25 protein-coding genes are annotated in these 24,359 nt (G+C 72.8%); 9 read left to right on the top strand and 16 right to left on the bottom strand.

All coding sequences use genetic code 11. The features are described 5' to 3' along the window. Window positions 1-114 precede the first annotated feature (114 nt). Window positions 115-1,590, top strand: coding sequence for an MFS transporter (locus FXF68_RS33390; RefSeq protein WP_148766402.1), 1,476 nt, complete (start codon window positions 115-117; stop codon window positions 1,588-1,590). Window positions 1,591-1,746: 156 nt separating this feature from the next. Here the strand turns inward: FXF68_RS33390 and FXF68_RS33385 are convergent, their stop codons facing one another. After that, on the bottom strand, window positions 1,747-2,619 hold the full coding sequence (locus FXF68_RS33385; RefSeq protein ID WP_148766400.1) for a glycoside hydrolase family 26 protein: 873 nt from the start codon (window positions 2,617-2,619) through the stop codon (window positions 1,747-1,749). 290 nt (window positions 2,620-2,909) lie between these two features. Between FXF68_RS33385 and FXF68_RS33380 the strand changes: the two genes are divergently transcribed. Both FXF68_RS33380 and nrfD read left to right on the top strand, forming a co-directional pair. Further along, a complete protein-coding gene (locus FXF68_RS33380) occupies window positions 2,910-3,719 on the top strand; it encodes a 4Fe-4S dicluster domain-containing protein (RefSeq protein WP_246179100.1) in 810 nt (269 codons plus the stop codon). After that, the gene (gene nrfD / locus FXF68_RS33375) at window positions 3,716-4,768 is read left to right on the top strand and encodes an NrfD/PsrC family molybdoenzyme membrane anchor subunit (RefSeq protein ID WP_148766396.1); all 1,053 of its coding nucleotides are present in this window, start codon (window positions 3,716-3,718) and stop codon (window positions 4,766-4,768) included. The genes FXF68_RS33380 and nrfD overlap by 4 nt, the downstream gene beginning before the upstream one ends. Window positions 4,769-4,772: 4 nt before the next feature. Here nrfD and FXF68_RS33370 read toward each other — a convergent pair whose 3' ends face one another. Then, the gene (locus FXF68_RS33370; RefSeq protein WP_148766394.1) at window positions 4,773-5,324 is read right to left on the bottom strand and encodes a DoxX family protein; all 552 of its coding nucleotides are present in this window, start codon (window positions 5,322-5,324) and stop codon (window positions 4,773-4,775) included. 251 nt (window positions 5,325-5,575) lie between these two features. On the opposite strand from FXF68_RS33370, the gene FXF68_RS33365 reads away from it, so the two are divergent. Continuing rightward, window positions 5,576-6,217: a hypothetical protein gene (locus tag FXF68_RS33365; protein ID WP_148766392.1), complete on the top strand. Its 642-nt coding sequence runs from the start codon at window positions 5,576-5,578 to the stop codon at window positions 6,215-6,217. A gap of 129 nt (window positions 6,218-6,346) precedes the next feature. Beyond that, window positions 6,347-8,035, top strand: a complete 1,689-nt coding sequence (qcrB, locus tag FXF68_RS33360; protein ID WP_148766390.1) for a cytochrome bc1 complex cytochrome b subunit — start codon at window positions 6,347-6,349, stop codon at window positions 8,033-8,035. 22 nt (window positions 8,036-8,057) lie between these two features. Here qcrB and FXF68_RS33355 read toward each other — a convergent pair whose 3' ends face one another. Beyond that, window positions 8,058-8,627 (bottom strand): TetR/AcrR family transcriptional regulator, encoded by a 570-nt coding sequence (locus tag FXF68_RS33355; protein ID WP_148766388.1) that lies wholly within the window; start codon window positions 8,625-8,627, stop codon window positions 8,058-8,060. 90 nt (window positions 8,628-8,717) lie between these two features. Between FXF68_RS33355 and FXF68_RS33350 the strand changes: the two genes are divergently transcribed. Continuing rightward, window positions 8,718-9,104, top strand: coding sequence for a DUF3291 domain-containing protein (locus FXF68_RS33350; RefSeq protein WP_148766386.1), 387 nt, complete (start codon window positions 8,718-8,720; stop codon window positions 9,102-9,104). A gap of 22 nt (window positions 9,105-9,126) precedes the next feature. On the opposite strand, the gene FXF68_RS33345 is transcribed toward FXF68_RS33350, so the two are convergent. From FXF68_RS33345 to FXF68_RS33325, 5 genes are all read right to left on the bottom strand, one after another. Beyond that, window positions 9,127-9,828, bottom strand: coding sequence for a Crp/Fnr family transcriptional regulator (locus FXF68_RS33345; RefSeq protein ID WP_148766384.1), 702 nt, complete (start codon window positions 9,826-9,828; stop codon window positions 9,127-9,129). 46 nt (window positions 9,829-9,874) lie between these two features. Beyond that, window positions 9,875-10,501, bottom strand: coding sequence for a LysE family translocator (locus FXF68_RS33340; protein WP_148766382.1), 627 nt, complete (start codon window positions 10,499-10,501; stop codon window positions 9,875-9,877). Window positions 10,502-10,563: 62 nt separating this feature from the next. Then, window positions 10,564-11,355 carry a DUF427 domain-containing protein gene (locus FXF68_RS33335; protein WP_148766380.1) on the bottom strand — a complete coding sequence of 264 codons (792 nt, stop codon included), beginning with the start codon at window positions 11,353-11,355 and terminating at the stop codon, window positions 10,564-10,566. A 65-nt stretch (window positions 11,356-11,420) separates the two neighbouring features. Beyond that, window positions 11,421-12,770 (bottom strand): erythromycin esterase family protein, encoded by a 1,350-nt coding sequence (locus tag FXF68_RS33330; RefSeq protein ID WP_148766378.1) that lies wholly within the window; start codon window positions 12,768-12,770, stop codon window positions 11,421-11,423. Window positions 12,771-12,894: 124 nt separating this feature from the next. After that, window positions 12,895-14,025 (bottom strand): AraC-like ligand-binding domain-containing protein, encoded by a 1,131-nt coding sequence (locus tag FXF68_RS33325; protein ID WP_187438223.1) that lies wholly within the window; start codon window positions 14,023-14,025, stop codon window positions 12,895-12,897. A gap of 258 nt (window positions 14,026-14,283) precedes the next feature. Here FXF68_RS33325 and FXF68_RS33320 point away from each other — a divergent pair, with 258 nt between their 5' ends. The 3 genes from FXF68_RS33320 to FXF68_RS33310 all read left to right on the top strand — a co-directional run bounded on the left by FXF68_RS33320 (window position 14,284) and on the right by FXF68_RS33310 (window position 17,521). Continuing rightward, window positions 14,284-14,940 (top strand): dioxygenase family protein, encoded by a 657-nt coding sequence (locus FXF68_RS33320; RefSeq protein WP_148766374.1) that lies wholly within the window; start codon window positions 14,284-14,286, stop codon window positions 14,938-14,940. Window positions 14,941-15,188: 248 nt separating this feature from the next. Next, entirely contained in the window at window positions 15,189-16,337 is a 1,149-nt protein-coding gene (locus tag FXF68_RS33315; protein WP_148766372.1) for a DUF2637 domain-containing protein, read from the top strand. 191 nt (window positions 16,338-16,528) lie between these two features. Further along, complete coding sequence (locus FXF68_RS33310; protein ID WP_148766370.1) at window positions 16,529-17,521, top strand: hypothetical protein; 993 nt, start codon at window positions 16,529-16,531, stop codon at window positions 17,519-17,521. Between the two features lie 10 nt (window positions 17,522-17,531). Here FXF68_RS33310 and FXF68_RS33305 read toward each other — a convergent pair whose 3' ends face one another. The 8 genes from FXF68_RS33305 to FXF68_RS33270 all read right to left on the bottom strand — a co-directional run bounded on the left by FXF68_RS33305 (window position 17,532) and on the right by FXF68_RS33270 (window position 24,320). Beyond that, complete coding sequence (locus FXF68_RS33305; RefSeq protein WP_222870196.1) at window positions 17,532-19,244, bottom strand: MFS transporter; 1,713 nt, start codon at window positions 19,242-19,244, stop codon at window positions 17,532-17,534. A gap of 164 nt (window positions 19,245-19,408) precedes the next feature. Continuing rightward, the gene (locus FXF68_RS33300; RefSeq protein WP_222870195.1) at window positions 19,409-20,026 is read right to left on the bottom strand and encodes a YbhB/YbcL family Raf kinase inhibitor-like protein; all 618 of its coding nucleotides are present in this window, start codon (window positions 20,024-20,026) and stop codon (window positions 19,409-19,411) included. Window positions 20,027-20,234: 208 nt separating this feature from the next. Further along, window positions 20,235-21,335: a TolB-like translocation protein gene (locus tag FXF68_RS33295; protein ID WP_148766368.1), complete on the bottom strand. Its 1,101-nt coding sequence runs from the start codon at window positions 21,333-21,335 to the stop codon at window positions 20,235-20,237. 45 nt (window positions 21,336-21,380) lie between these two features. Further along, on the bottom strand, window positions 21,381-21,611 hold the full coding sequence (locus FXF68_RS43290) for a hypothetical protein (protein WP_222870194.1): 231 nt from the start codon (window positions 21,609-21,611) through the stop codon (window positions 21,381-21,383). Next, window positions 21,611-22,249, bottom strand: coding sequence for an SRPBCC family protein (locus FXF68_RS33285; protein ID WP_148766366.1), 639 nt, complete (start codon window positions 22,247-22,249; stop codon window positions 21,611-21,613). The genes FXF68_RS43290 and FXF68_RS33285 overlap by 1 nt, the downstream gene beginning before the upstream one ends. Continuing rightward, window positions 22,246-22,602 carry an ArsR/SmtB family transcription factor gene (locus tag FXF68_RS33280; protein WP_148766364.1) on the bottom strand — a complete coding sequence of 119 codons (357 nt, stop codon included), beginning with the start codon at window positions 22,600-22,602 and terminating at the stop codon, window positions 22,246-22,248. Before FXF68_RS33280 ends, FXF68_RS33285 begins: the two co-directional genes overlap by 4 nt. 42 nt (window positions 22,603-22,644) lie before the next feature. Continuing rightward, entirely contained in the window at window positions 22,645-23,244 is a 600-nt protein-coding gene (locus tag FXF68_RS33275) for an FMN reductase (protein ID WP_148766362.1), read from the bottom strand. Then, window positions 23,241-24,320, bottom strand: coding sequence for an LLM class flavin-dependent oxidoreductase (locus FXF68_RS33270; protein ID WP_148766360.1), 1,080 nt, complete (start codon window positions 24,318-24,320; stop codon window positions 23,241-23,243). Before FXF68_RS33270 ends, FXF68_RS33275 begins: the two co-directional genes overlap by 4 nt. Between the last annotated feature and the right edge of the window lie 39 nt (window positions 24,321-24,359).

The following is a 24,359-nucleotide window of genomic DNA, read 5'->3' as shown; positions in this document are numbered from 1 at the left end:
ACCTTAACGCAGGAACGACTTGCGTTTGTGGGACGTCTCTCTTTACAGTCGCCTAACGCAGTCAATCACTGCGTTAGGGCGCCCAAGCGCGACCACCGACCGAGAGGAATCCCCATGGCTGCATCGTCTGCGGCCGCAGGCAGTCGACCGAACAAGGTCGTGCTGCTCACGGTGACCTGCCTGGGCCAGTTCATGGTGCTGCTCGACAACACGATCGTCGGCACGGCACTGCCCGATATGCAGCGCCGGCTTCACACTGAGCTGACGGGTCTGCAGTGGATCGTCGACGCTTACGTGCTGGTGGTCGCCATGCTGCTGCTGTCCGGCGGCGTTTTCGCCGACCGGTTCGGCCGCAGGCGGGTGTACCTGACCGGCGTGGCGGTGTTCACCGCCGCATCGGTGCTGTGCAGCCTCGCGCCCTCGGTCGGCTGGTTGATCGCCGGCCGGGTTCTGCAGGGCGTCGGAGCCGCGGCGCTGAGCCCCGCCTCGCTGGCCCTGCTCGCCGCCGCCCATCCCGTGCCGCAGGAACGGATCAAGGCGATCGGGCTGTGGGCCGGATTCAGCGGAATCGGTCTGGCCGCGGGCCCCGTGGCCGGCGGCGTGCTGACGGACGCCTTCGGCTGGCCCGCCATCTTCCTGGTCAATCTGCCCATCGGCGTGGCCCTTCTGCTGGCCGGTCTGCGCGGCCTTGAAGAGACCCGCAATCCGAGCGCCCCCGCGATCGACGCCCCGGGGACGGTCCTGTCCGTCCTCGGGGTGGGGACGCTGACGTACGGGCTGATCGAGGGAGGCGCCCGCGGCTGGACGTCGCCGGTGGTCCTGGGCGGCTTCACCGCCGCGGCGATCCTCCTCGCCGCGTTCGTCGCCGTCGAAGCGCGCCGTTCCGCTCCGATGCTCCCGCTTCGACTTTTCCGGCAGCGGCTCTTCACCGTGTCCAACGCCGCCATGGTCGTGGTGGGGTTCGCGCTCATGGGTTCGTCGTTCTTCTTCTCCCAGTTCTTCGTGTACGTTCAGGGCAGCTCGATCCTGGTCGCCGGCCTCCAGACCCTGCCGGCGTCCCTCGCCATGGTGATCGTCAGCCCGTACGCGGCCCGGCTCGCCGCCCGGTACGGCTTCCGAGTCGTGGTCACCACCGGCCTGGCCCTGGCCGGCCTGGGACTGCTGGCCCTCGGCATGGTGCACGCCGACACCGGCTACGGAAACGTGTGGTGGCGGCTGGGAGTGGTCGGCATCGGCTTCGCCCTGACCATGTCCCCCCTGACCGGAGCCGCCATCCAAGCGGTCAGCCCGCGGGAAGGCGGCCTCGCGTCAGGCATCAGCAGCACCACCCGGCAGATCGGGGCGGTGCTCGGCGTCGCGGTGCTCGGAGCCGTCGTCCGCACCCGGCAGGCCGGCGGCGCCTCCTTCGAGACCGGCCTCACCAGCGCCTTCATCGCGGCCGGCGCCATCACGACGGCCACCGCCGTCTTCACCGGCCTGTGGCTCGCGAGGTCCAAGCCCGCGAGGGGCGGGGCGGTGCCGGACACGGCCGACGAGCCTCCGAGGCCCGAGCGGCCGCTCGCGCCGACGGAGTCGCCTCGCGGACGGTGACCGCAGGCGACGCCGGCCGACCCCGCGCGACCCGTCCCGGTACACGCCCGGCGGGAGGCCGCCGCTCGTCCCGCACGGCAACGTACCGGGGCCGCGCTCACCCCAGCGACGCGCGGCTCGTCATCGTCCGCTAGCCGTCCAGCCGTCCAGCCGTCCTCAGAGGGTGAAGTCGGCTGGGGGGCAGTGGTATCTGCGGGAGGCGGATCTGGCTGCGGCGACCCAGGCCGGGTTTCCGCCCGGGGTGCGGACGGAGATCGGTCCGGCGGTGTTGAACCAGCAGGCGAAGGCGCAGCGGGTGTGGCGTCCGCCGGCCGCCGTGGACGTGAGGTACTCGACCTGGTCGTTCAGCCAGCCGACGTCGCGCGTGCCGGTCCGGCCGTAGCCGATCTCGGGGACCGCCCACGGGACGCCCTTGGAGTCGGCGAACTCCACGGCGGGCCCCCACAGGGAGTCCCCCGAGCCGACGTGGGAGTAGCCGTCGACGCCGAAGCAGTCGACGAGGTCGTCGCCCGGCCACAGGTCGGCGTAGGTCGACCCGGCGCGCGGGGACGTCCCGGACCAGGTGGTGAGGATCTGGATCGTGTGGAGGAGCGGCCTTCCCTCGGCCTTCACCCGCTGGACGAGGCGGCAGAACCGGCGGAACGCGGCCCGGTACACGGTGAGGCCGAACGAGCCGCTCCGGATCTTGCCGTCCGCCTCGTGCCAGATGCTCACGAACGCGAGGTGGTCCTCCGGGATCGACCGCAGGAACGCGAGGGTCTCCTGGTCGAGGGCGCCCCGGGCCATGGCGGTGATGGACGGCTTCCCGCTCCAGCAGGACGCGCGGGCGCCGACGTCCACGCCCGCGTTGGACTCCGCCCAGCCCTCCGGCATCCCGACGGCGGCGGGCTGGTAGGAGCGCCGGATGGTGAGGGGGCCGAACTCGTCGTCCATCCCTGGGAAGTCGGAGCCGGACAGGCGGTCTCCGGCGGCGCCCCACAGGATCGCGTTCCGCCCCGTGTTCCGCTGGTCGGGTCTGGCATGCGTCATCGTTCCCCCGGCATCGGGTCGACGACCCCCACCGTCGATGGTCGCCGGGTAGGTCCCGCCGGTGCCAGGAGCGCGCGCCGTATTCGCCCTGCGGGGCCACGGACTTGTGTCCGCGGAGTGGGAGCGGCCCGGCGCGGGGCGTGTAGGGGGCGCGTCGCCGGGAACTCGGTCAGGGTCCGCGCGGATCGCGAGGAGGTCGTGGGATGGGCAGCCTGATCGGACGGAACCTGCTCGCCGGAGCCGAACCCGACGTCACCGCCGACGCCGGGTATCCCGACCCGCCGCCGCGCATGGGGTTCTTCACCGACACGTCGGTGTGCATCGGCTGCAAGGCGTGCGAGGTGGCCTGCAAGGAGTGGAACGCCGTCCCCGAGGACGGCCTCGAGTTCACCGGGATGTCCTACGACAACACGCAGGGCCTCGGCGCCGACACCTGGCGGCACGTCGCGTTCATCGAGCAGGACAAGCCGATCGGGCAGTCGGAGACGGGCGTCGGGCGCGGCCCGAACGGCGCAGCCGACATGCGCTGGCTGATGGCGTCCGACGTGTGCAAGCACTGCACGCACGCCGCCTGCCTGGACGTCTGCCCCACCGGCTCGCTCTTCCGCACGGAGTTCGGGACGGTCGTCGTCCAGGAGGACATCTGCAACGGCTGCGGATACTGCATCCCCGCCTGCCCCTACGGCGTCATCGACCAGCGCAAGGGCGACGGCCGGGCGTGGAAATGCACGCTCTGCTACGACCGGCTCGGCGCGGGACAGGAACCCGCGTGCGCGAAGGCGTGCCCGACCGACTCCATCCAATTCGGCCCGCTCGAAGAACTGCGCGAGCGGGCGGCGGTGCGCGTCGACCAGTTGCACGACCTCGGCGTCGACGACGCCCGCCTCTACGGCCACGACCCGGACGACGGCGTCGGCGGCGACGGCGCGTTCTTCCTGCTCCTGGACGAGCCCGAGGTGTACGGGCTGCCGCCCGACCCGGTCGTCACCACGCGCGAGCTGCCGTCGATGTGGGCGCACGCGGGAGTCGCGGCGGCGACGCTGCTCGGCGGGCTCGCCGCCGTGTTCGCCGTCCACGGCCGGAGCGGAGGCGGCCGATGAGCACGTCCGACGTCGGCAAGGACGGCCTGCGCGGCGAGCGCCCCGGCCGGGAGGCGCAGATCGGACGGGGCGTCCGGCGCAAGGGGCGGCGCGGCGAGCGGGCGATGGTCCCGGACGCCGAGTTCACCTCCTACTACGGCAAGCCCGTCCTGAACCCGCCGGTCTGGAAGGCCGCCGACGTCGCCGCCTACTTCTTCCTCGGCGGCCTGGCCGGTGCGGGCTCGGTGCTCGCCGCCGGGGCGCAGCTCACCGGGCGTCCCGCCGCCGCGCGGGCGCTGAAGGCGTCCTCGCTGGCGGCGATCCTCGGGTCCACGGCCGCGCTGATCCACGACCTCGGGCGTCCGGAGCGCTTCCTCAACATGCTGCGGGTGATGAAGCCGACCTCGCCGATGAGCATGGGCTCCTGGCTGCTCGCGGCGTACGGCCCGGCCGTGGGCGGCGCCGCCGTCCTGGACGTGACGGGCCTGTTCCCCCGGCTCGGCGGTGCGGCCACCGCGACGGCGGCGGCGCTCGGCCCGGCCGTCACCACCTACACGGCGGTCCTCGCGGCCGACACGGCGGTGCCCGCCTGGCACGAGGCCCACCGGCAGCTGCCGTTCGTGTTCGCGGGCTCGGCCACGGCCGCGGCGGCGGGGATGGGGCTCGTCGCGTCCCCGCTCCGCGAGAACGGGCCGATGCGCAGCGCGGCGGTGTTCGGCACGGTCCTGGAGGCCGCCGCGGCGCGGACGCTGCGCCGCCGCGTCGGCTTCGTCGCCGAGCCGTACCAGGAGGGCAAGGCCGGACGGCTCATGCGCGCGGGCGCGGTCCTGTCGGCGGCGGGCGCGGGCGGCGCCGCGCTGTTCGCCGGGCGCAGCCGGGCGGCGGCGGTCGTCAGCGGGACGGCGCTGCTCGCGGGCTCGGCGTTCACCCGCTTCGGCGTCTTCCACGCCGGGATGCAGTCGGCGCGCGACCCGAAGTACACGGTCGTCCCGCAGCGGGAGCGCCTGGCCGCGCGCGCCGACATCGCGCGCGCCGACGCCGGGCGGGCCGACGCCGAGCAGGTCGGCTGAGCCGTCAGACGGCGGTCTCCTCGGCCGTCTCACCGGCGGGCTCGCGGGCCGGACGCCAGAACACGGCGAGCAGCGCCGCCGCGCCGAGGCCGCCGGCGAGGGCGGTGATCGCGAGACCCGTCCAGCCCGCGAGGTCGCCGTCCACGCCGAACGCGCGGTCGAGGGAGACCGCGCCGCCGCCGAGCGCGCCGAGCGCGCACGCCACCAGGATGATCATGAGGACGTACTCGTAGCCCTGCCCCGGCCGGAAGATGAAGAAGCCGTTCCGCAGGTGGGCGGTGATGAACGCGACGGCCATCGTGCCGACCGCGCCCGCCGCCGCGAGCGGGGTGAGCAGGCCGAGCAGCAGCAGGACGCCCGCGCCCAGCTCGGTGCCGGTGGCCATCAGCGCGTGCAGCCGCCCCGGCCGCAGCCCCATGGACTCGAACCACCCCGCCGTGCCCTCGATCCTCCCGCCGCCGAACGCGTGGTTCCACCCGTGGGCGACGAGGGTGCCGCCGACCGACACCCGCAGGACGAGGGACGCGATGTCGATGCTCGCCGCGTCCACCGACATTCACGGCCCCTTTCCCTGATTCCGGACGTCCCCGTCCGAGCGTCCCGCCAACGTACAGGAACGATCCGGGCGGGCCCGGGCGCGGGTCGGAGGATCACCGAGCCCCGTTCGGGCCGCGGCCGGTTACCGGCCCCGCCGTGGGGCAGATCACAAAGGGGTGAGTCCCGGATCACGTCACATTCCGGGCGGTCGATCCATCTTTCTTACAGGTGCTCCGCGAGGGCGCCGGGTGCGGAGAGCTGGGAGGCGCCATGGGCACCGAGCCGAGGCGGTTCGACCTCACGATGCTGCACGCCGCGTACGGCGCGTTCCGCCGCGACGCGGCCCGGCTGGAGTCCGCCGCCGGGCGGAAGGGCGCCCTCGACTGGGCGGCGATCGAGAACGGCTGGTCGCTGTTCAGACTCCACTGGCGCGTGCAGGACCTCGCGGAGAAGAACGCCCTCTGGACGGTGATGTACGCCAAGGCCGCCGACGGGATGGACGAGGTCGGCGCCGTCCTCGACGAGATGACGTTGCACGCGCTGCGGACCGTCCCGCCGATGGACGCGATGGACTCCGCCCTCGAACAGCGCAGCCGCGACATGTTCGCCGAGTGCGCCGAATGGCTCGGCGCCGCCGCGGCCGACCTCCTCGACTTCAAGGAGTCGGACGTGCTGCCGCTCGTCCCGCGAACGCTCACCGCGTTCGAGTGGGGCGGGTTCGACGTCGAGTTCCGCCGCGAGCTCGGCATGCGCGGGCTCGGCGTGTTCCTGCCGTGGCTGCTGGACGGCGCCGACGAGCGCACCCGGCGGGCCGTGCTGCGGCTGCTGCCGCCGCCGATCCGGCTCGTGTACCGGACGAGCTGGCGGCCCCGCTACGAGCGCCGCCCACGGCTCGCCGTCCGCGCCTGCTGAATCCCGCCCGTTTGCAGACGGACCCGTGTGATCGGGTCCACATTCCGTCGATGTCACGTTCTTCCGCCGTACCGGGTCTTCATGCGCAGAAGCGGCTCTGCTCGACACGGCGACGGGAGGACGTTGACGATGGCGGCGACGCGGAGGGGCGGCGGCGGGACGTCCGGACGGAGGCCGCCGAAGGCGGTGGACGCCTCGGCGCGGGCCCTCGACGAGCGGTTCGGCACGACCGGGTTCGCCCGCAAGGCCATGCGCAAGGCGTTCCCCGACCAGTGGAGCTTCCTGGTCGGCGAGATCGCCATGTACTCGTTCGTGATCATCCTGCTGACCGGGGTGTTCCTCACGCTGTTCTTCAAGCCGAGCATGCACGAGGTCGTGTACGACGGGTCGTACACGAAGCTCAAGGGCGTGGAGATGAGCGAGGCGTACGCCTCCACGCTCAAGATCAGCTTCGACGTGCGGGGCGGGCTGCTCGTCCGGCAGCTGCACCACTGGGCGACGCTCATCTTCATCGGCGCGATCCTCGTCCACCTGCTGCGCAACTTCTTCACCGGCGCGTTCCGCAAGCCGCGCGAGCTGAACTGGCTGCTCGGCCTCGTCATGTTCGTGCTCGTGATGTTCAACGGGCTGTTCGGGTACTCGCTGCCGGACGACCTGCTGTCCGGGACGGGGCTCCGCGTGGTGGAGGGCGTGACGCTGTCCGTCCCGCTGGTCGGGTCGTACGCGGTGATGTTCCTGTTCGGCGGCGAGTTCCCGGGGACGGACATCGTCCCGCGCCTGTACGTCATCCACGTCCTGCTGATCCCGGGCGTCCTCGCCGCGCTGATCCCGCTGCACGCGGTCGTGCTGACGTGGCGGCAGACGCACACGCAGTTCCCGGGCAAGGGCAGCTCGAACACGACCGTCAAGGGCTATCCGTTCTTCCCGGTGTTCATCGCCAAGACCACGTCGCTGTTCCTGTGGGTGCTGGGGGTGGCGACGCTGCTGGCGGCGTTCGTCCAGATCAACCCCGTGTGGCTGTACGGGCCCTACGACCCGGGCGCGATCAGCTCCGGCTCGCAGCCGGACTGGTACATGGGCTGGCTGGAGGGCGGGCTGCGGATCATGCCCGCCTGGGAGATCGACGCCTGGGGCCACACGGTCTCGCTGAGCGTGGCGATCCCGGGGCTGGTCGTCCTCGGCCTGCTGATCGGCGGCCTCGCCGCCTACCCGTTCCTGGAACGCTGGGTGACCGGCGACCCCGCGACCCACCACCTGCTCGACCGGCCGCGGGACGTCCCCGCCCGGACGGGCATCGGCGTCGCCGGGATCGTGTTCTACGGCGTGCTGTGGCTCGCGGGCGGCAACGACGTCCTGGCCGACCGGTTCGAGATCCCGCTGTTCTGGACGACCTGGTTCTTCCGCGGCGCGGTCATCCTCGGGCCCCTGCTCGGCTACGCCATCGCCTACCGCATCTGCGTCGGCCTCCAGCGGCGCGACCTCGGCCTGGCGGAGCACGGGCTGGAGACGGGCGTGATCCGCATGTCGCCGGACGGCCGGTTCAGCGAGGTAGAGCGCCCGATGCCGGACGAGGCGATCGCCGCGATCACCGATCCGCGCCCGGCGGTGGCCGTCCCGCTGGACGTCCCGCCCGACATCGACGGCGTCGAGAGCCCGCGCGCCCGCGGCGGCGCGCGGCGGGTGCGGGCCGCGCTCAACCGGCGGTTCCGGGCCGACCTCGCGACCGTCCCGGAGCGGACGCCAGCCGACGGGAACGGCGACGGGAACGGCGACGGGCCGAAGGAGGTCACCGGCTCCGGCACGGTCTCCGAACGCTGAGGTCCCGCCGTCACAACGGCGGTCAGCGCTCGAACAGCATGCGGATGACGGGACCGGCGGCGGCCACCGGGTCGTCGCCGAGGTCGGCGGGCAGGGCGCCGCTCAGCCACAGGTGCGCGAAGCCGTGGACGATCGACCAGGCGGCGAGCCCGGCCGTCTCCTCGTCCCCGGAGCCGCCCGCCATGACGCCCCGGACGCCCGCCGTGAGCACCCGGTCGGCGCGCGCGCGGGCGGCGCTCAGTTCGGGGTCGTCCGCACGGTAGAGCCCCGGCGCGAACATCACCTCGAAGTACGCCCGGTTGTCGACGGCGAAGCGGACGTAGGCGAGGCCCGTCTCGTGCAGGTCGTCGCCCGCGGCTTCGAGGGCGTCGGCGAACAGCGTGTAGCCCTCGGCGGCGACGGCGGTGAGCAGGCCGGTCTTGTCGCCGAAGTGGTGCGCGGGCGCGGCGTGCGAGACGCCCGCGCGGCGGGCCAGTTCGCGCAGGCTCCAGCCCGCCGGGCCCGACTCGGCGATCGCCGCCACGGCGGCGTCGAGGACGGCCCTGCGCAGGTTCCCGTGGTGGTAGCTCGGCTGCGGTCGCTGCTCGGTCATGCCGCGATCCTATCTTGCCATTGACAAGTTCGCCGCCCGGATGGCAATCTAGCCAATGACAAGATACTGCTGCGAACCCAGGGGGACCCCATGCCGACGATTCCGTGGACGAAGCTCGCGGACGCCGAGCCCGGCGCCGAGGTGGTGGTCATGGCGTCCCGGCTTGAGGTGCGCTCGCTGCGCCACGTCCCGGGCTTCCTGCGCGCCTCGCTCGTCCTGCTCCGCCAGGCCCGCGCGGCCGACGGCGCGCTCGGCGTCACGCTGAGGGCCGAGCCCCTCAAGCGGACGTTCTGGACGCTCTCCGCGTGGCGCGACAAGAAGGCCCTGTACGCCTACTCGGCCACCGAGCCGCACAGGTCCGTCATGCGCGGCAAGCGCGCCGTGATGCGCGACTCGACGTTCGTGTTCTGGGAGGCCGAGGCGGGCGACCTGCCGATCGACTGGCCGGAGGCCGAGCGGCGCATCGCGGAGAACTGAGACGCGGGTCCCGGACGCGCCGTCAGGTGTCCTTCGCGAACTCGCGCAGGCCGGGCAGGTCGGTCACCGTGATCCGGCGCCAGCCGGTGCGGATCAGCCCCTCGCGGCGCAGCCCGTTGAGGGCGCGGGCAACCGTCTCGCGGGACGCGTCCATCCAGCTCCCGAGCTCCTCCTGGGACAGCGGCGGCGCGATCTCGATCGACCCGTCCGGGGCGGGCGGGACGTGCAGCGCCGACAGCTCGGCCAGGTGGGCGAGGAGCGTCGCGAGCCGCTGCGTGCCGCGGCTCGTCATGTGGGCGGTGAGGCGGCGGTCCGCGTCGTCGATGCGCTGGACGAACGTGCTGGTGACGAGCATCCATACGTCCGGGTAGGCGTCCAGGAAGCCGGTGAAGCGGACGGCGGGCACCACCAGCGCGCGGACCGGCGACAGCGCGGTCACCGTGGCCGACCGCGTCCGGCCGCCGAGCACGGCGCTCTCGGCGAGCAGGTCGCCGGGCCCACGGACGGCGAGCACCACGTCGTGGCCGTCCTCGGTCGTCGAGGTCACCTTCGCCCAGCCGCGCTCGATGACGATCACGTGGTCGGACTCGTCGCCCTGGTACACGAGCGGCGCCTTCACCGGGAACTGCCGGGGCCGCGCCGCCGCGCGCAGCACCCCGCGCTGGTCGGGGTCGAGCGCGGCCCAGAAGCCATGACGCGGAGCGGACGCCGCGTACGGTGCCACCGGCCCTCCTTGCCTGTTCCTTACCAGAACAGTAAACCCGATGACCTCACTTCGGGACGGCGATGAGCCGTACCGCGAGGCCGGTGAGGACCGTCCCGCTGAAGAGGTTCAGGCAGCGCGCCGCCCGGCGGCTGCGGCGCAGCAGGTCGGCCAGCCGCCCGGACGCCAGCCCGACGCCCGCGTCGAAGGCGAAGCCGATGAGGACGAGCGTCACGCCGAGCACGAGGAGCTGCGCCATCGGGTGCCCGATCGAGGGGTCCACGAACTGCGGGAGGAAGGCGATGTTGAACAGGATCACCTTCGGGTTGAGCAGGTTCGTGACCATGCCCTGCCAGTAGGCGCGCCGCCGTCCGGGCCCGACCGCGCCGGTCGCGTCGTCGAAGCCGCCGCGGTCGCGGAACGACTTGACCGCGAGGTAGAGCAGGTACGCCGCGCCCGCCCAGCGCAGCACGTGGTACAGCACGGGCAGGGTGCTGAACAGCGCGGACAGCCCGAGCGTCGCGGCGATCGCGTGCACGAGCGCGCCGGTGGCCACGCCCGTCGCGGCCATCACGCCCGTGCGGGGGCCGCCGCGCCCGCCCATCGCGACGATGAACATCATGTCGGGCCCGGGCGTAGCACAGAGGGCGAGGACCGCGACGACGAACGCCGCGTACAGCGAAATGTCCACCATGGTCGCCATCATGCGGTAGCGGCGCGCTCGGCCGCGACCCCATTTTCGGCGGGCCGGAACCGTCAGGCCGTCGTCGGCGGGGGCTCCGTCTCGATCGTCAGCGCGTCGTGGTCGAACGAGAGGTGCCCGCGGACCTTGAACGCGTTCTCCAGCGGGTCCTCGTACGACCAGGCGGCGTTCTCGGCGCCCTCCAGGGACCAGTAGGTCGCCTGGCCCTTGTAGGGGCACACGGTCTGCTTCTCGCTCTTCGTCAGCAGCTCGCGGCGGACGTCCTCGGCCGGGATGTAGAACCGGTTCGGCAGGCCCGTCTCCGACAGCACCTTCGGCCGCTCGGTCTCGGCGACGACCTTCCCGTCCAGGAGGACCCGGACGTGCCGGGACGACGCCCGCGCGTCCACCCGGTGGAACGGGTCGCGCAGGTGGCCGTGGACCTCCTCGTCCTCGTCGTACCAGGCGTCCATCGGGTCCCAGTAGAAGGCCAGGTGGCCGCGCAGCCAGGACGACTCGGGCTTCGGCTCCGGGTAGGCCCAGACCGCGTTCTCGGCGGCGCGGTCGCCGACGCGGATCGTCCAGTAGGCGGCGTCGCCCTTGAACGGGCAGTGCGTCGAGCGGTCGGTCCTCTCAAGCAGGTCGGTCCGGACGTCCTCCTCCGGGACGTACAGCACGGGCAGCAGCCCCGTCTCGTGCAGGAGCATCCCGCGCTCGGTGTCGAGGACGGTCTCCCCCGCGAACCGGGCGTGCACCCTGCGCGGGAACTCGTGCATGAACAGCTTGTGCTTGGGTCCGTCGATGGCGTAGTTGACGTCGGCTCCCGGCGAGCCCGCGAGCGGTCCCGGCCGCAGCGTCAGCGACATGCGTGCTCCCACCTTCCGTCGGCTCGGATGGCTCAGAACCCATGATCCCTCAAGCCGCGGACCGCTCAGACCCGCGACGGGGCCGCCGCCCGCTCGCCGCGGGCGTCCGCCTCCTGGTGGAGCGGCTGGAGAGCCGACGTGATCCGGAACCAGCAGAGCGCGTCGTACCGGTCGGCGAGCCGCGCCGGGACGTACTGCCGCCCGTCCAGGTCCGGGTCGTAGACGACGCCGATCGCGCGCTCGGCGAGCGTGTCGGTGAGGAACGCGGGCTTGTCCTCCTCGGGCGGGACGACGAACAGGCCGCGGTGCAGCTCCGACTCTGCGAGCGCCGCCTCCAGCGTCCCGTGCTCCGGCGGCGGGACGTGCGTCAGCTCCGGCGGCGCGCCCCAGCGCGGGGCGGCGACCACCTCGCCCGGCCCGCCCGCGAACCCGACGAGGACGGCCTCGTCCGGCCCGTAGCGCTCCCTGGCGAGCTGCCCGAGGCTGACCGTCCCGGCGGCGGCCATGCCGGTCGCGCGGGCGTCCCCGGCCTGCGAGGCGTGCGCCCACACGACCGCCTTGCCCGTCCCCCGCTCGGACGCGTGGAACGCCACGAGCCGGTCGAGCGTGTCGGCCATGTGCGCGGTCCGGGCGTTCCACGCCTCGGGACCGCCGCCGAGCATGGTGCGGTAGTAGCGCTCCGCGCCCGCCGCGACCTCGGCGTTGTGCCCGGCGTCGAACGCGTCCACCGGCTCCCGGCCGCCGCCCTGCGTGACGGGCCGCCGCAGCCTGGTCAGCAGCGCGAGCACCTCGTCCGCCGCCGCGTCCGGGACGAGCGCGGCGCGCCGCCCCGCCGCCGCCGGGTCCGCGGCGGGCGGCTCGAAGCAGCGGAACGCCTCCAGCGTCGCGTCCAGGTGGTCCGGAGCGTGCTCGGCCACGTGGCCGGCGACGGCCCGGAGCGACTCCCACAGGCCGTAGACGTCCAGCCCGTAGAAGCCGGTCCGCGCGGACGACGGCAGCCCCGCGTTGCGGTCGCGCAGCCACCGGCAGAACTTCGCGGTCTCCTCGTTGGCCCACATCCACGCGGGCCAGCGCGCGGAGGCGGCGAGGACGTCGCGCGGGTCGTCCGGCGCGCCGGGCGCGAGCGTGACGCTGCGCCCGACGCGGCGGCCGTCCGGCCAGTCGCCCTCGACCGCGACGAACGAGAACCCTCGTTCGGCCACCAGCCGTCTGGTCAGCGCCGCCCGCCACGCGCGGTACTCGTGCGTGCCGTGGCCGGCCTCACCGACCAGCACGCAGCGGGCGTCCCCGATCCGGTCGAGGAGGGGGTCCAGGTCGTCCTCGTACTCCAGCGGGAGGGCGGCGCCGAGGACGTCCGCGGCGACGCCCTCGACCCTCCCGCGCGTGAAACGGTCGTCGCCTCGCGGCTGCGGCATGTCGCCGTCCCCCCTGTCCGGCCCCGGGCCGTCGTCGTCCGCCCTCCACAGCCGCGTTCCCCGGATCGGGCAAAGGATGCGGAGGGGGACTTACAGGGCTTTCCACGACGCGCCGCACGACCCGCTACAGGTCTCTCCGGATGCCGGTCGTGGCGGCCCGGTAGGCGGTGGGCGTCACGCCGTACGCGGCGCGGAACGCGCGGCTGAACGCCGCCGCGTCGGGCAGCCCCCAGCGGTTCGCGATCGCGCCGATCCGCTGCGTCCCGAGGAACGGGTCGCCGAGCTCGCGGCGGCAGTGTTCGAGCCGCCGGGTCCGGACGTAGCGGGCGACGGTCGTCCCGGCGGGCTGGAACACCCGGTACAGCTGCCGGACGGAGATGTGGTGCGCCTCGGCGATCGCCGCCGGGGACAGCGCCGGGTCGTGCAGCCGTGTCTCGATCCACTCCTTGATCGCGCGCAGCATCTCGGCGCCCTCCGGGGACGGCGCCGTCGGCGCGCCCAGCCATTCGCTGGCCGTCCCGGTCACCAGCTCGACGATAGCGCCGCCGAGATGGTGGGCGTAGGGCTCGTCGCCCGTGCCGAGATCGACGTCGGCCGTGGCCAGCGCCGTGCCGTTCAGCTGGTCGGCCATCGCGCCGATCGCCCTGTCCACCGTCATCTCGACGCCTCCGCCCGCCATCACGTCCGCCGTCAGCCTGTCCGCCATCCGCTCCGCCGCCCGGTCGGCGGCGAGTTCGGCTTCGATGGCGCTGTCCTCCGCGAGGGCGCAGAGGAGCGAGGAGACGAGGCGGCCGTTGCGGGAGCCTTCGGCGAGCAGGGTGCCGCCGAAGGCGGCGAGGCGGTCCTGTGGGAGCGGGACGGCACGGTGCGGGATCACCACGGTGAAGATGTGATGCGCGTCGAACGAGATCTCGACCGGGCGGGTGAGATCGTAGAACACCACGTCACCTGCACCGACGCGGGCATAGCGGCCGTTCTGCCGCAGAACGCACGAGCCGCGCAGCATGAGGCCGAGCTTGTAGCACTCGCGCGTGTCGCGGGCGATCTGCCGGGCGCTGCGGCGCACCGCGTGCGCGGGCGCGCGGACGTCGCCGGCCTCGACCGGTCCGAACGTGCGGCCGGTCAGTCGTGCGGCGAAAGCCCCAGGTAGGGACGGCTGTACATGGAACGGCCCGAATGCCGAGCTGATCAGATGCCGCCAGTAGTCGGCCTGATCGCGGGCAGGGTGGTCCGAGGTGTCAGCGAGCGTTGGCATGACGCTCCTCCGGTGAGCGGGCGGGGGGTCTCGGACGCCACCCGCCAGGTTGCTACTCCGGGTCAGGAAGGTCAATGAGCGAGTCGGCACGAGGGTGGCGGCGGGCTTTGTCACTCGACAACAAATGTCCGGCACGGAAACCCAAGACCAACCCCTCGTGACCGGCTTATACATGTTCGCGACGCACTCCCAGGGCGCCCCGCCAACCGGACGGACGGAAGATCCCGAATGTCCGGAAGACCTCGAGAGGAACCCCCCATGCCAGAGGACGCGCAGGACCAGGCTCAGGACCAGCAGGATTCCGGCATCAGCCGGAAGAGCTTCATCGTGGCCGCCGGTCTCGGCGCACTCGCGGTGCCCGCGGCCGTGACCGCGGTGAACGCGGCGACCGCCGAAGCCGGGGTCAAGCCCCAGTGGCTGGAGCTGACGCCGAAGTGCACCGACGGCGACAGCACCGCCACCCCGCCCCAGACCGAGGGCCCGTACTTCTCGCCCGGCTCCCCCGAGCGCAGCGACATCTCGACCGGCCAGGCCGGGACGAAGCTCATCGTCTCCGGGATCGTCTACAACCAGGCGTGCCAGCCGGTCGCGCACGCGCTGCTCGACTTCTGGCAGGCCGACAACGCGGGCAACTACGACAACGTGGGCTACACGTTCCGCGGGCACCAGTACTCGGACGCCCAGGGCCGCTACTCCCTGACGACGATCGTGCCCGGCCTGTACCCCGGCCGCACGCGCCACATCCACGTCAAGGTCCAGGCGCCGAACCGCCCGATCCTGACCACGCAGCTCTACTTCCCGAACGAGCCGCGGAACAACACCGACACGATCTTCGACCGCAGGCTCCTCATGACCATGGGCACGGGCCCCAACGGCGTGCGGACCGGAACGATCGACTTCGTGATCAACGCGTGAGCCACGTGTGAGCCATTGATGAGCAGGCGCCGGAACGCGCGCGATGCGCGCACACGTCCCTCTGCCGGACGTGTGGCTCAGGTTCCGTAGCTCCCGCGGAATCCAGTCCCCGCCCGGGCACCGGCGCGCCCCGGCGGGGACATCCGCATGCCCGGGTACTGGGAATCCCCCACGAAACGCCTAAGGAATGGATAGTCTCCCACCGATCACTTTTGTGTTGGGTAAGGAAATCTGGGAGCACAGGCCGCATGAGCGTTGGCAACCGGGCACAGGTCATCACACGCTGGGGGGCCATCGCCTTCATGGCCGCGGCGGTCCTCACCGCCACCGCCGGCGGGTTCGCCCAGTCCTACGCGGGCCTCTACCACTGGGCGATGGAGCACGGCCTGCGCGGCTGGAAGGCCGAATCGTTCCCGCTGCTGGTCGACCTGTTCATCATCGTCGGCGAGCTGGGCCTGTTCCTGCTGGCCATCGACGCCTTCGTGCTGCGCCGCCGGGCCCTGCTGAGCTGGCTCGACTTCTTCCTGCCGCTGACCATCGCCCTCGCCGGGTGGACGGCCAGCCTCGTCTTCAACGTCGGCCACGTCGGCAACAAGACGTTCTCCTACCAGGCGACGGCCGCCGTCCCGCCGATCGTGTCGATGCTCGGCCTGTTCGTCCTGCTGCGGACGCTGCACCGGTACGTCGCGCGGGACGACGAGGAGGAGGCGCGGAAGCCCGCCGAGTCGCAGGCCCGCGCCATCGCCGGTCCGGTCACGCTGAACCAGATCACGCTGATGCCGCTGCGCAACACCGGGCCGTTCCCGCAGATCCAGGTGCCCGGCCACGCCGGGAAGGCGATCGAGTCCGGCGTCCCGGAGGCCGGACAGGCGGCGCGGGACGAGGAGTCCGCCGACGCGGCCGAGCCCGCCGAGGCCCCGGCCGCCGCCGCGGCGGAGGCGGCGCCCGCGCCGAGCACCGCCGTCCGGGCCGCCGCCGCCCGTCCGCCCGCGCGCGCCCCGGAGCCTGAGCCGGAGCCCGAGCCCGAGCTCGCCGTCGTGAGCGCCGCCGCCCGCGGCGCGATGAACGGCCGCAGCGGCTACGGCGCCCCCGCCCCCGTCGAGGAGCCCGCGCCCGCCCCCGACCCGGAGAACCTGCGCGCCCTCGTCATCGAGATCCTGGAGCGCCGGCACGGCGACGTCGCCGCGACGCTCGACGAGGTGAGGTCCGAGGGCTACACCTCCGACGAGGCCGAGATCCAGCGGATCAGCGACAACCACTGGTTCCCGTACGCGGTGTACCGGCTGCTGGCCAAGCACCACGGCGACGGCGAGCTGGTCGCGCAGGAGCTGCGCGCGCAGGGCATCCAGTACGACCAGGCCGCGCTGGACGAACTCGTCCGCTCCTGGCGCGTCTGAGCCTCCAACCCCTCTTTTCCAACGCGGCACTTTCCGGACCGGCCGTCCCCGCCATTGCGGGCGGCCGGTCCTCGGCGTATTCACATGATCACGCGCGGTCCGTGTCAGGCTGTGCGTGTCCTCCGGTCCGCGCCGGGCCGTCCGACGACGGCGGGGACGGCGCGGGCGCCCCCGCGACGCCGGGAGATCCGATGAAGACGCCTCTCGCCGCGGTCGCCGCCGCGGCCGCCCTCGGCGGTGCCCTCACCGGGTACCTCCTCGCCCCCTCGGCCGGCGACGCCGCCGCCCGTCCGGCCGCCGCCCCGATCGCCTACCCGACCGGCACCCTGCACGTCGCGCTGAACATGCCCGCCGGTGACCGCGCCAAGGCGGCCGCGCTCGGCTACAACCTGTTCGACACCGAGCCGGACGAGGGCGACATCGCGTCCCTGCCGAGGGGCGGGCGCGCGCTGGTCTGGGTCGGCAACACCACCTGCGGCCCCTTCGCGCCGGACGACGTGTCCGAGTTCGCCGGGCTGGTGAAGCGGTTCGCCGACGACGAGCGCGTCTACGGCTGGTACCTGTCCGACGAGCCGAACCCGGACGAGTGCCCGGACGTCGTCGGCAAGATCCGCCAGCGCGCCGACGTCGTCCACCGGTACGCGCCCCGGCAAAAGGCGTTCGCGTCGCTCACCGACTGGGAGATGGAGCCGCTGAAGCCGTCCGCGACCCATCTCGACCTCGTCGGCCTCGACCCCTACCCCTGCCGGGCGGAGGGCGGCCGCTGCGACCTGACCGCGATCGACAGGATGCTCGGGCAGGCGCGCCGCGCCGACATCCCGAGCCGCATGGTCGTCCCGGTGTTCCAGACGTTCGGGCAGAGCTGCAACGCGGGCGACCACAACTGGCGGCTCCCCGCCGCCGCCGAGATGCGCGGCATGCTCGCGCGGTGGGACCGGTTCGTCCCCCGGCCCGCGTTCGACATCAGCTACTCGTGGGGACGGCAGGACGCCTGGGCCTGCCCGTCGCTCGCCGACGCGGACGGCCGCAACGGCATGCCCGACCTGCACGGCGTCATGAAGCGGCACAACACGCGCCGGGACGGCCCCGGCCTGCCCGCGCGCCGGCCGAAGCCCGCGACGTCCGCCGAGCCGGAGTCGCCCCCGTCGACGCCGCCGCCGAGCGGGTGCCCAGGGTCTCCCTAGGCCGCCGCGGTCAGGCTGGGCCGGGTGAGGCGTTCTGCAGAGCGGGCTCGTCCCGGACGTCGTCGTCGTGCACGTAGCGGCGGCCGCGCAGCAGCGAGACCAGCGCCCCCACCAGCGACATCGCGATCGCCATGCTGAACACGATGACGAGCCCGTGGTGGAACGGCTCGGAGATCAGGTTCGGGAAGTACGAGCGTCCGGTGAGGGTGTGCAGGTCGTCCGGCGCGAGCCCGCCGAGCACCCCGAACGGCGCGAGGAGGTTCTGGATCGGGTTGTAGCCGAGGAACGCGGCGAACAGCGTGCCGACCGGCGGCAGGTCCCCGACCTGCGCAGCGGGCCCGGCCGGGACGCCGTGCTCGGTCAGCCCCCGCGTCAGCGTCCGGGGCAGCGTGTCCGACAGTCCCGCGATCATCAGCGAGAAGAACACGCCGATGGACAGCACCATGCCGGCGTTCATGAACGTGGCGCGCATGCCGGACGCGACGCCGCGCTGGTCCGCCGGCACCGAGTTCATGATCGCCGTGGTGTTGGGCGCGGCGAACAGCCCGGACCCGATCCCGTTGAGGAAGATCAGCAGCGCGAACGTGCCGTAGCCGAAGTCGGTGGGGATCACCAGCAGCCCGGCGAAGGCGAGCGCGGACAGCACCAGGCCGCCGGACGCGAACGCCCGCGCCCCGTACCGGTCGGACAGGTGCCCGGAGATCGGCCCGGCGACGAGGAACCCGCAGGTGAGCGGCAGCAGGTAGATCCCGGCCCAGAGCGGGGTGTCCTCGAAGTCGTAGCCGTGCAGCGGCAGCCAGATGCCCTGCAGCCAGATGATCAGCATGAACTGCATCCCGCCGCGCGAGATCGCCGCGAGCAGCCCGGCCAGGTTCCCGGCCGCGAACGCGCGGATGCGGAACAGCCCGAGGTGGAACATCGGCTGCGCCACCTTCGTCTCGATCACGCAGAACGCGGCGAGGACGGCCGCGCCGCCGACGATCCCGCCGAGCACCCAGGGGTTCGTCCAGCCCATGTCGTGGCCGCCGTAGGGCTGGATGCCGTAGGTGATCCCGGCGAGCAGCGCGGTCAGCCCGACGGCGAACGTCGCGTTGCCGAGCCAGTCGATCTTCGCGCCGACGGCCCTGGTCGCGGTCTCGTGGAGGCTGCGGTAGGCCCAGATCGTCCCGGCGATCCCGATCGGGGCCGAGGCGAAGAACACCAGCCGCCAGTTGACCTCGCTGAGCAGGCCGCCCGCGACCAGGCCGAGGAACGTTCCAGCGATGCCCGCGACCTGGTTGACGCCCATCGCCATGCCCCGCCGGCCGGCCGGGAAGGCGTCGGTGAGGATCGCGGCCGAGTTCGCCATCAGCAACGCGCCGCCGACGCCCTCGAACACCCGCCAGCCGATGAGCCAGACCGCGCCCGCGCCGCCGTGCAGCGGGTCCAGCGCGAGGACGATCGTCCCGACCGTGAACACCGCGAACCCGAGGTTGTACATCCGGACGCGCCCGAACATGTCGCCGAGCCGTCCGAGCGTCACGACCAGCACCGCCGAGACGAGCATGTAGCCCATCAGGATCCACAGCAGGTAGCTGACGTTGCCGGGTTCGAGCGGGTTCAGGTGGATGCCGCGGAAGATCGCCGGCAGCGAGATGATCACGATCGAGGAGTTGACCGTCGCCAGCAGCATGCCCAGTGTCGTGTTGCTCAGCGCGATCCACGGATAGTGCTTGGACGGCACGTCCCGAACCCCTCCCGGTCGGCGGGCAGATAGTTTCTTAACCTAACTAATCATATGCCCGTCCCCATCGGTAGTGGGGGCTTCGGGGTGGCGGCAAAAGCGGAGGGCGCCTCCGTCGATGGGACGGAGGCGCCCTCCGGCGCGTTCTCACCTGGTGCGGCGGCTCAGGACTCGCCGGACACCTTGGTCGTCGCGATCGTCGCCTTGGCGATGACATCTGCCGCGGTTCGGGTCGTGGACTTGTCGTTCAGCTCGGTGAGCGTCGCGCGGTTGAGCGCGTAGAGGGTGAACTCGTAGGTGTTCACCGACGACGGCGAGCACGGCCCCTGATAACCGAAGAGGCTCGCGCTTCCGCGGTAGTAGACCTGCCGCGAGCCCTTCGGGACCGCGGGCTGGTAGACGTGCTCGACGTTCTGCGGGAGCCCGGCCGCGTCCGGCGGGATGTCGTAGATGATCCAGTGGAGCAGGGCGTTGTTGTCGAGGTCGCGCATGATGATCGCGTAGCTCTTCGCCTCGGCCGGTCCGCCGGACCACGCGAACGGCGGCGACTCGTTCTTCTTCCCCGGGTCGTTGTCGCCACTGCTGGTGCACTCGTGCACCTTGGGGATCGTCCCGCCGGGCGGGAAGGCGCTGCTCGTGATGGTGAACGCGGCCCGCTTCGGCGCGGCGGGCGCGGGCGGGGCGGGGTCCGGGGCGGCCGACGAGGGCGCGGCGGCGGCCACCGGCGTCCCGGCGGCGCAGACGACGAGCAGGACGGATGAGACGGTTCTCTTGATGATCACGGAGGGCTCCTAAGAATGGCAGTGATCCGGACGCCCCGCCCTTTTCCTCGCCGTTGGCCGAAGTGTAGGAACCGCGGCCGGAGGCGGCCATCGCAGGCCGTGCCGGATCGACCGTCCGTCCCGGCTGCGGTTTCCGGCCGGGGAACGCGCGCCCTTGTCGGTCCCTGCCAACCGGACGGCCACTCCGGCGGGCCTCAACGGACGGACCTCAATGGGCGAACGCGGACCCGCATTGCCGCGCCCCGCCATTGGCGGCCACCAGGTCTCCGTCGACGACCCTGCCGAACGCGTCGATTCCGCCGACGCACGCGTATCGCGGCCGGTCCCCGACGGTGGAGAGCGCGACGAAGTCGACCGAGCCGGCCTTGGTCTCGGTCGTGTGGGTCACGCGCATCGGCTTCCCCTCGGCGAATCCGAACATGATGGTCCGTCCCGGTTCCTTCATGACGCCGTAGCCCGTGCGGCCGTCCTGGTCCATGACGGCGGCGGTGACGACTCCCGGGCCGTCCGGCTGGCGGAAGAGGACGCGGCCCGCGCGCAGATCGGCGCCCTTCGCGCGGGTGTCGAGCGCGTACACGGTGGTGTTCGCGACGTCCCGCCCGATCCGGCCGACGCCGCTCTCGAATTCCGGGGACGCGGTCGGCGGCACGTCGCTGACGGCGTATCCGAGCGTCCGGCCGTCGTCGGCCCAGGCGATGTCGCCGAGGACGGCCGCGCCGGGTGTGCTCCATGTCCGGCGGTGTCCGGAGCGGAGGTCCAGGACGGTCAGCGCGGCACTCGGCCGCTCGGCGTCGGCGCAGGGCGCGGTGGCGAAGGCGATCCGGTCGCCGTCCGGGCTGAGCGCCGGCCCGGCGGCGCGCGCGGGCGTGCCGCCTCCGTTCACCGGCCTGACGCCCTTCACCCGGCCGTCCCCGGTGAGCCGGAACCGGTAGAGGACGGACTCGCACGGCTCGTCCCGCGTGGACACGACCACGAACGTGTCGCCGGGACCGGCGAGGATCTCCGCCGCCGCACCGGCGGACGGGGACGGCCGCGCGACGGAGTCCACCAGGCCGGCCCGCCCGTCCGGCCCGGGGATCGACCGGACCTCGAACCACGGCTCCGGCCCAGAGCTCCGCGAGCCGGACTGCCCGACCGTGAGGATGAAGCGCGGCCTCGCGGCGGGCGCGCCGGACGCGGCGGGAAGCTCGTCCGCCAGCAGGTTCGCCGCGCCGACCGAGCCCGCGACGGCCGCGGCCAACGCGACCGGCGCCGCCCAGCGCCGCACCCGCCAGGACACCGGATCACGGCCACCCGAATCGTCCGCCATGTGATGATCATGCCGCCCGGCGGCGGCCGCCCGCGCGCCTTTCGGCTAATCCGCGGCCCGCCTGATCGCGTCGATCAGCAGGTCGGCGTGCGCCTCCGGCGGGACGCCGAAGTGCTCCGCGAGCTCGGCGCGGGCGGTCAGCGGCGCGGACTCCGGCGTCGCCATCGGGTGCCGGACGTCGGTCGCCTCCGCGTAGAGGCCCGGCAGCTCGTCGAAGCGGGCCTCGGCCACGCCGTGGACGAGCCGCAGGAACACCTCGCGCGGCGTCGGGCTCATCAGGCCTCCGGGTTTCCGGTGTAGGCGGCGATGGTGCGGTCGGCGGAGGCCCGCGCGGCGGCCTGGTCGGCGCCCGACGCGACGTGCGCCTCGTACCAGCTCTCGCCGCTCAGCCGGGAGAACTCCCTGCCCTCGTCCGACGCGGCCCACGTCTGGCCGTAGGCGGCGCGGACGTCCTCGCCGGTCCGCAGGTGGAGGGCGAGGCCGAGGAACCCCTGGTCCCAGCCGATGCCGACGGCGCCGGGGCCGAACCTCGCCCAGATGTCCTCGTCGACGTGCGCGATGTGCTCCAGCTCGAAGCGGGACCGGCCGTCCGGCTCGGGCGTCAGCCGGACCTCGATCCAGCTGGTCTGGCCGCCGAACTCCCAGGTGGCGAAGAAGCCCTTCGGCGGGTCGCAGCGCTCGATCGTCCCGCCCGCGTTGCCCTCCAGCTGGTACCGGCCGCCGAGCCGCAGCTCGCCGGAGACCGGCAGGAACCAGCGGGCGATGCGCTCGGGGTCGGTCACGGCGTTCCACAGGTCGTCGATGCCGGTGTCGTAGGTCTGGCTGATGGTCGCGGTGCGCGCCTCACCGGCTTCGAGCACCCGCTCGCCGACCGTGCGGCTCACCGCGTTGATCTGGCCGGACACGTCGATCATGGATGGCTCCCTGGGTCGTCGTCCTGCTCTCGGCGTGCGCGCTTGCCGCGGGCGATCTCCGTCGCCAGGGCGTCGAGGTGCGGCGTCCAGAACCCGCGGAACCGGTCGAGCCAGGCGTCGACCTCCCGGAGCGGGGCGGCGTCGACGGCGTAGAGCCGCCGGGTGCCGTCCGCCCGGACGACCGCGAACCCGGCGTCCCGCAGCACCCGCAGGTGCTGCGACACGGCCGGCTGCGAGATGCCGAACTCCGCGCTGATGACGCCGGACACGTCCCCGGCCGACCGCTCGCCCTCGGCGAGCAGTTCCAGGATCCGGCGGCGCACTGGGTCACCCAGCACATCGAACGCGTGCACGAGGACAAGTTACAGTCTCGACTTATATAAGCCAACCCTTAATTAGGAGCGGGCGGTCCCGGACAGCAGCGTCTCGAACGGGACGGGTTCGTCGTACGGGTCGGCCTTCGCCGGGGCGGGCCGCGCGCCCATCAGCGCGGCCAGCTCGCCTCCGGCGCGGGCGACGCGGCCGGCGAGGCGCTCGCCGCCGCCCCAGTCCTCGGACGCGGCGTACACGGCGGTCGGGACGACGTTCGCGCGCAGGTACGCGAACAGCGGGCGCATCGCGAAGTCGATCGCGAGGGAGTGCCGCTCGGTGCCGCCGGTCGCGCCGAGCAGCACGGGCTTCCCGTCCATGGAGTCGCGGTCGAGGATGTCGACGAACGTCTTGAACAGCCCGCTGTAGGAGGCGTTGAAGGTCGGCGTGACGGCGATGAGGCCGTCCGCCTCCCCCACGGCCTCGACGGCGGCGCGCAGCGGCCCGGTCGGGAAGCCGGTGAGCGTCGCGTCCACCATGGCGTGCGCGTGGTCGCGCAGGTCGATCGTCGTGGCGTCCACGCCGCCGGGCAGGGCCCCGGCGGTCGCGGCGGCGAGCCGGTCGGCGAGCAGCCGCGTGGACGACGGCTGCCCGAGTCCGGCGGAGACGACGGCGAGCCTGGTCATCGGGCCTCCTCGGGGACGCGCGAGTGGTGGGTGGGCGCGGTCGCCGGGACGTGCGCCGGGCGCAGCGCCTCGAACTCGCGGCGCAGCACCGGGACGACCTCCTCGCCCAGCATGTCGATCTGCTCCAGGACGGTCTTCAGCGGCAGCCCCGCGTGGTCCATCAGGAACAGCTGCCGCTGGTAGTCGCCGAAGCTGTCGCGGAAGGTCAGGGTCTTGTCGATGACCTCCTGCGGGCTGCCGACGGTCAGCGGCGTCTCCTCGGTGAACTCCTCCAGCGACGGCCCGTGCCCGTACACCGGCGCGTTGTCGAAGTACGGACGGAACTCGCGGACGGCGTCCTGGGAGTTCCTCCGCATGAACACCTGCCCGCCGAGCCCCACGATGGCCTGGTCGGCGGAGCCGTGGCCGTAGTTCTCGAAGCGCTGCCGGTAGAGGCCGATCAGCCGCTGGAAGTGCTCCTTCGGCCAGAAGATGTGGTTGGCGAAGAAGCCGTCGCCGTAGTAGGCGGCCTGCTCCGCGATCTCCGGGCTGCGGATGGAGCCGTGCCAGACGAACGGCGGCACCCCGTCCAGCGGGCGCGGGGTCGAGGTGAACGACTGGAGCGGCGTGCGGAACCTGCCCTCCCAGTCGACCGACTCCTCGCGCCAGAGGCGGTGCAGCAGGTGGTAGTTCTCGATGGCGAGGTCGATGCCGTCGCGGATGTCCTTGCCGAACCACGGGTAGACGGGTGCGGTGTTGCCGCGTCCCATCATCAGGTCGACCCGGCCGCCCGCCAGGTGCTGGAGCATCGCGAAGTCCTCGGCGATCTTCACCGGGTCGTTGGTGGTGATCAGCGTGGTCGCGGTGGACAGGATCAGCCGCTCGGTCCGGGCCGCGATGTAGCCGAGCATGGTCGTCGGAGAGGACGGCACGAACGGCGGGTTGTGGTGCTCGCCGGTGGCGAACACGTCCAGCCCGGCCTCCTCGGCCTTCTCCGCGATCGCGACCATGGCCCGGATCCGCTCGGCCTCGGACGGGACGCGGCCGGTCGTCGGGTCGGGGGTGACGTCCCCGACCGTGAAGATCCCGAACTGCATGCCGGCCTCCAAAGTAGTAGAACGTTCAATCATCCTAGG

Source organism: Actinomadura decatromicini, from assembly GCF_008121305.1.
Lineage (GTDB): Bacteria > Actinomycetota > Actinomycetes > Streptosporangiales > Streptosporangiaceae > Spirillospora > Spirillospora syzygii.
This window is presented reverse-complemented; position numbering and strand designations above follow the sequence as displayed.

Coding starts and splice junctions, on each gene's coding strand:
- FXF68_RS33390 (WP_148766402.1), top strand. CDS start 115: ATGGCTGCATCGTCTGCGGCCGCAGGCAGTCGACCGAACAAGGTCGTG.
- FXF68_RS33385 (WP_148766400.1), bottom strand. CDS start 2,619: ATGACGCATGCCAGACCCGACCAGCGGAACACGGGGCGGAACGCGATC.
- FXF68_RS33380 (WP_246179100.1), top strand. CDS start 2,910: ATGGGGTTCTTCACCGACACGTCGGTGTGCATCGGCTGCAAGGCGTGC.
- nrfD (WP_148766396.1), top strand. CDS start 3,716: ATGAGCACGTCCGACGTCGGCAAGGACGGCCTGCGCGGCGAGCGCCCC.
- FXF68_RS33370 (WP_148766394.1), bottom strand. CDS start 5,324: ATGTCGGTGGACGCGGCGAGCATCGACATCGCGTCCCTCGTCCTGCGG.
- FXF68_RS33365 (WP_148766392.1), top strand. CDS start 5,576: ATGGGCACCGAGCCGAGGCGGTTCGACCTCACGATGCTGCACGCCGCG.
- qcrB (WP_148766390.1), top strand. CDS start 6,347: ATGGCGGCGACGCGGAGGGGCGGCGGCGGGACGTCCGGACGGAGGCCG.
- FXF68_RS33355 (WP_148766388.1), bottom strand. CDS start 8,627: ATGACCGAGCAGCGACCGCAGCCGAGCTACCACCACGGGAACCTGCGC.
- FXF68_RS33350 (WP_148766386.1), top strand. CDS start 8,718: ATGCCGACGATTCCGTGGACGAAGCTCGCGGACGCCGAGCCCGGCGCC.
- FXF68_RS33340 (WP_148766382.1), bottom strand. CDS start 10,501: ATGGTGGACATTTCGCTGTACGCGGCGTTCGTCGTCGCGGTCCTCGCC.
- FXF68_RS33335 (WP_148766380.1), bottom strand. CDS start 11,355: ATGTCGCTGACGCTGCGGCCGGGACCGCTCGCGGGCTCGCCGGGAGCC.
- FXF68_RS33330 (WP_148766378.1), bottom strand. CDS start 12,770: ATGCCGCAGCCGCGAGGCGACGACCGTTTCACGCGCGGGAGGGTCGAG.
- FXF68_RS33325 (WP_187438223.1), bottom strand. CDS start 14,025: ATGCCAACGCTCGCTGACACCTCGGACCACCCTGCCCGCGATCAGGCC.
- FXF68_RS33320 (WP_148766374.1), top strand. CDS start 14,284: ATGCCAGAGGACGCGCAGGACCAGGCTCAGGACCAGCAGGATTCCGGC.
- FXF68_RS33315 (WP_148766372.1), top strand. CDS start 15,189: ATGAGCGTTGGCAACCGGGCACAGGTCATCACACGCTGGGGGGCCATC.
- FXF68_RS33310 (WP_148766370.1), top strand. CDS start 16,529: ATGAAGACGCCTCTCGCCGCGGTCGCCGCCGCGGCCGCCCTCGGCGGT.
- FXF68_RS33295 (WP_148766368.1), bottom strand. CDS start 21,335: ATGGCGGACGATTCGGGTGGCCGTGATCCGGTGTCCTGGCGGGTGCGG.
- FXF68_RS43290 (WP_222870194.1), bottom strand. CDS start 21,611: ATGAGCCCGACGCCGCGCGAGGTGTTCCTGCGGCTCGTCCACGGCGTG.
- FXF68_RS33285 (WP_148766366.1), bottom strand. CDS start 22,249: ATGATCGACGTGTCCGGCCAGATCAACGCGGTGAGCCGCACGGTCGGC.
- FXF68_RS33275 (WP_148766362.1), bottom strand. CDS start 23,244: ATGACCAGGCTCGCCGTCGTCTCCGCCGGACTCGGGCAGCCGTCGTCC.
- FXF68_RS33270 (WP_148766360.1), bottom strand. CDS start 24,320: ATGCAGTTCGGGATCTTCACGGTCGGGGACGTCACCCCCGACCCGACG.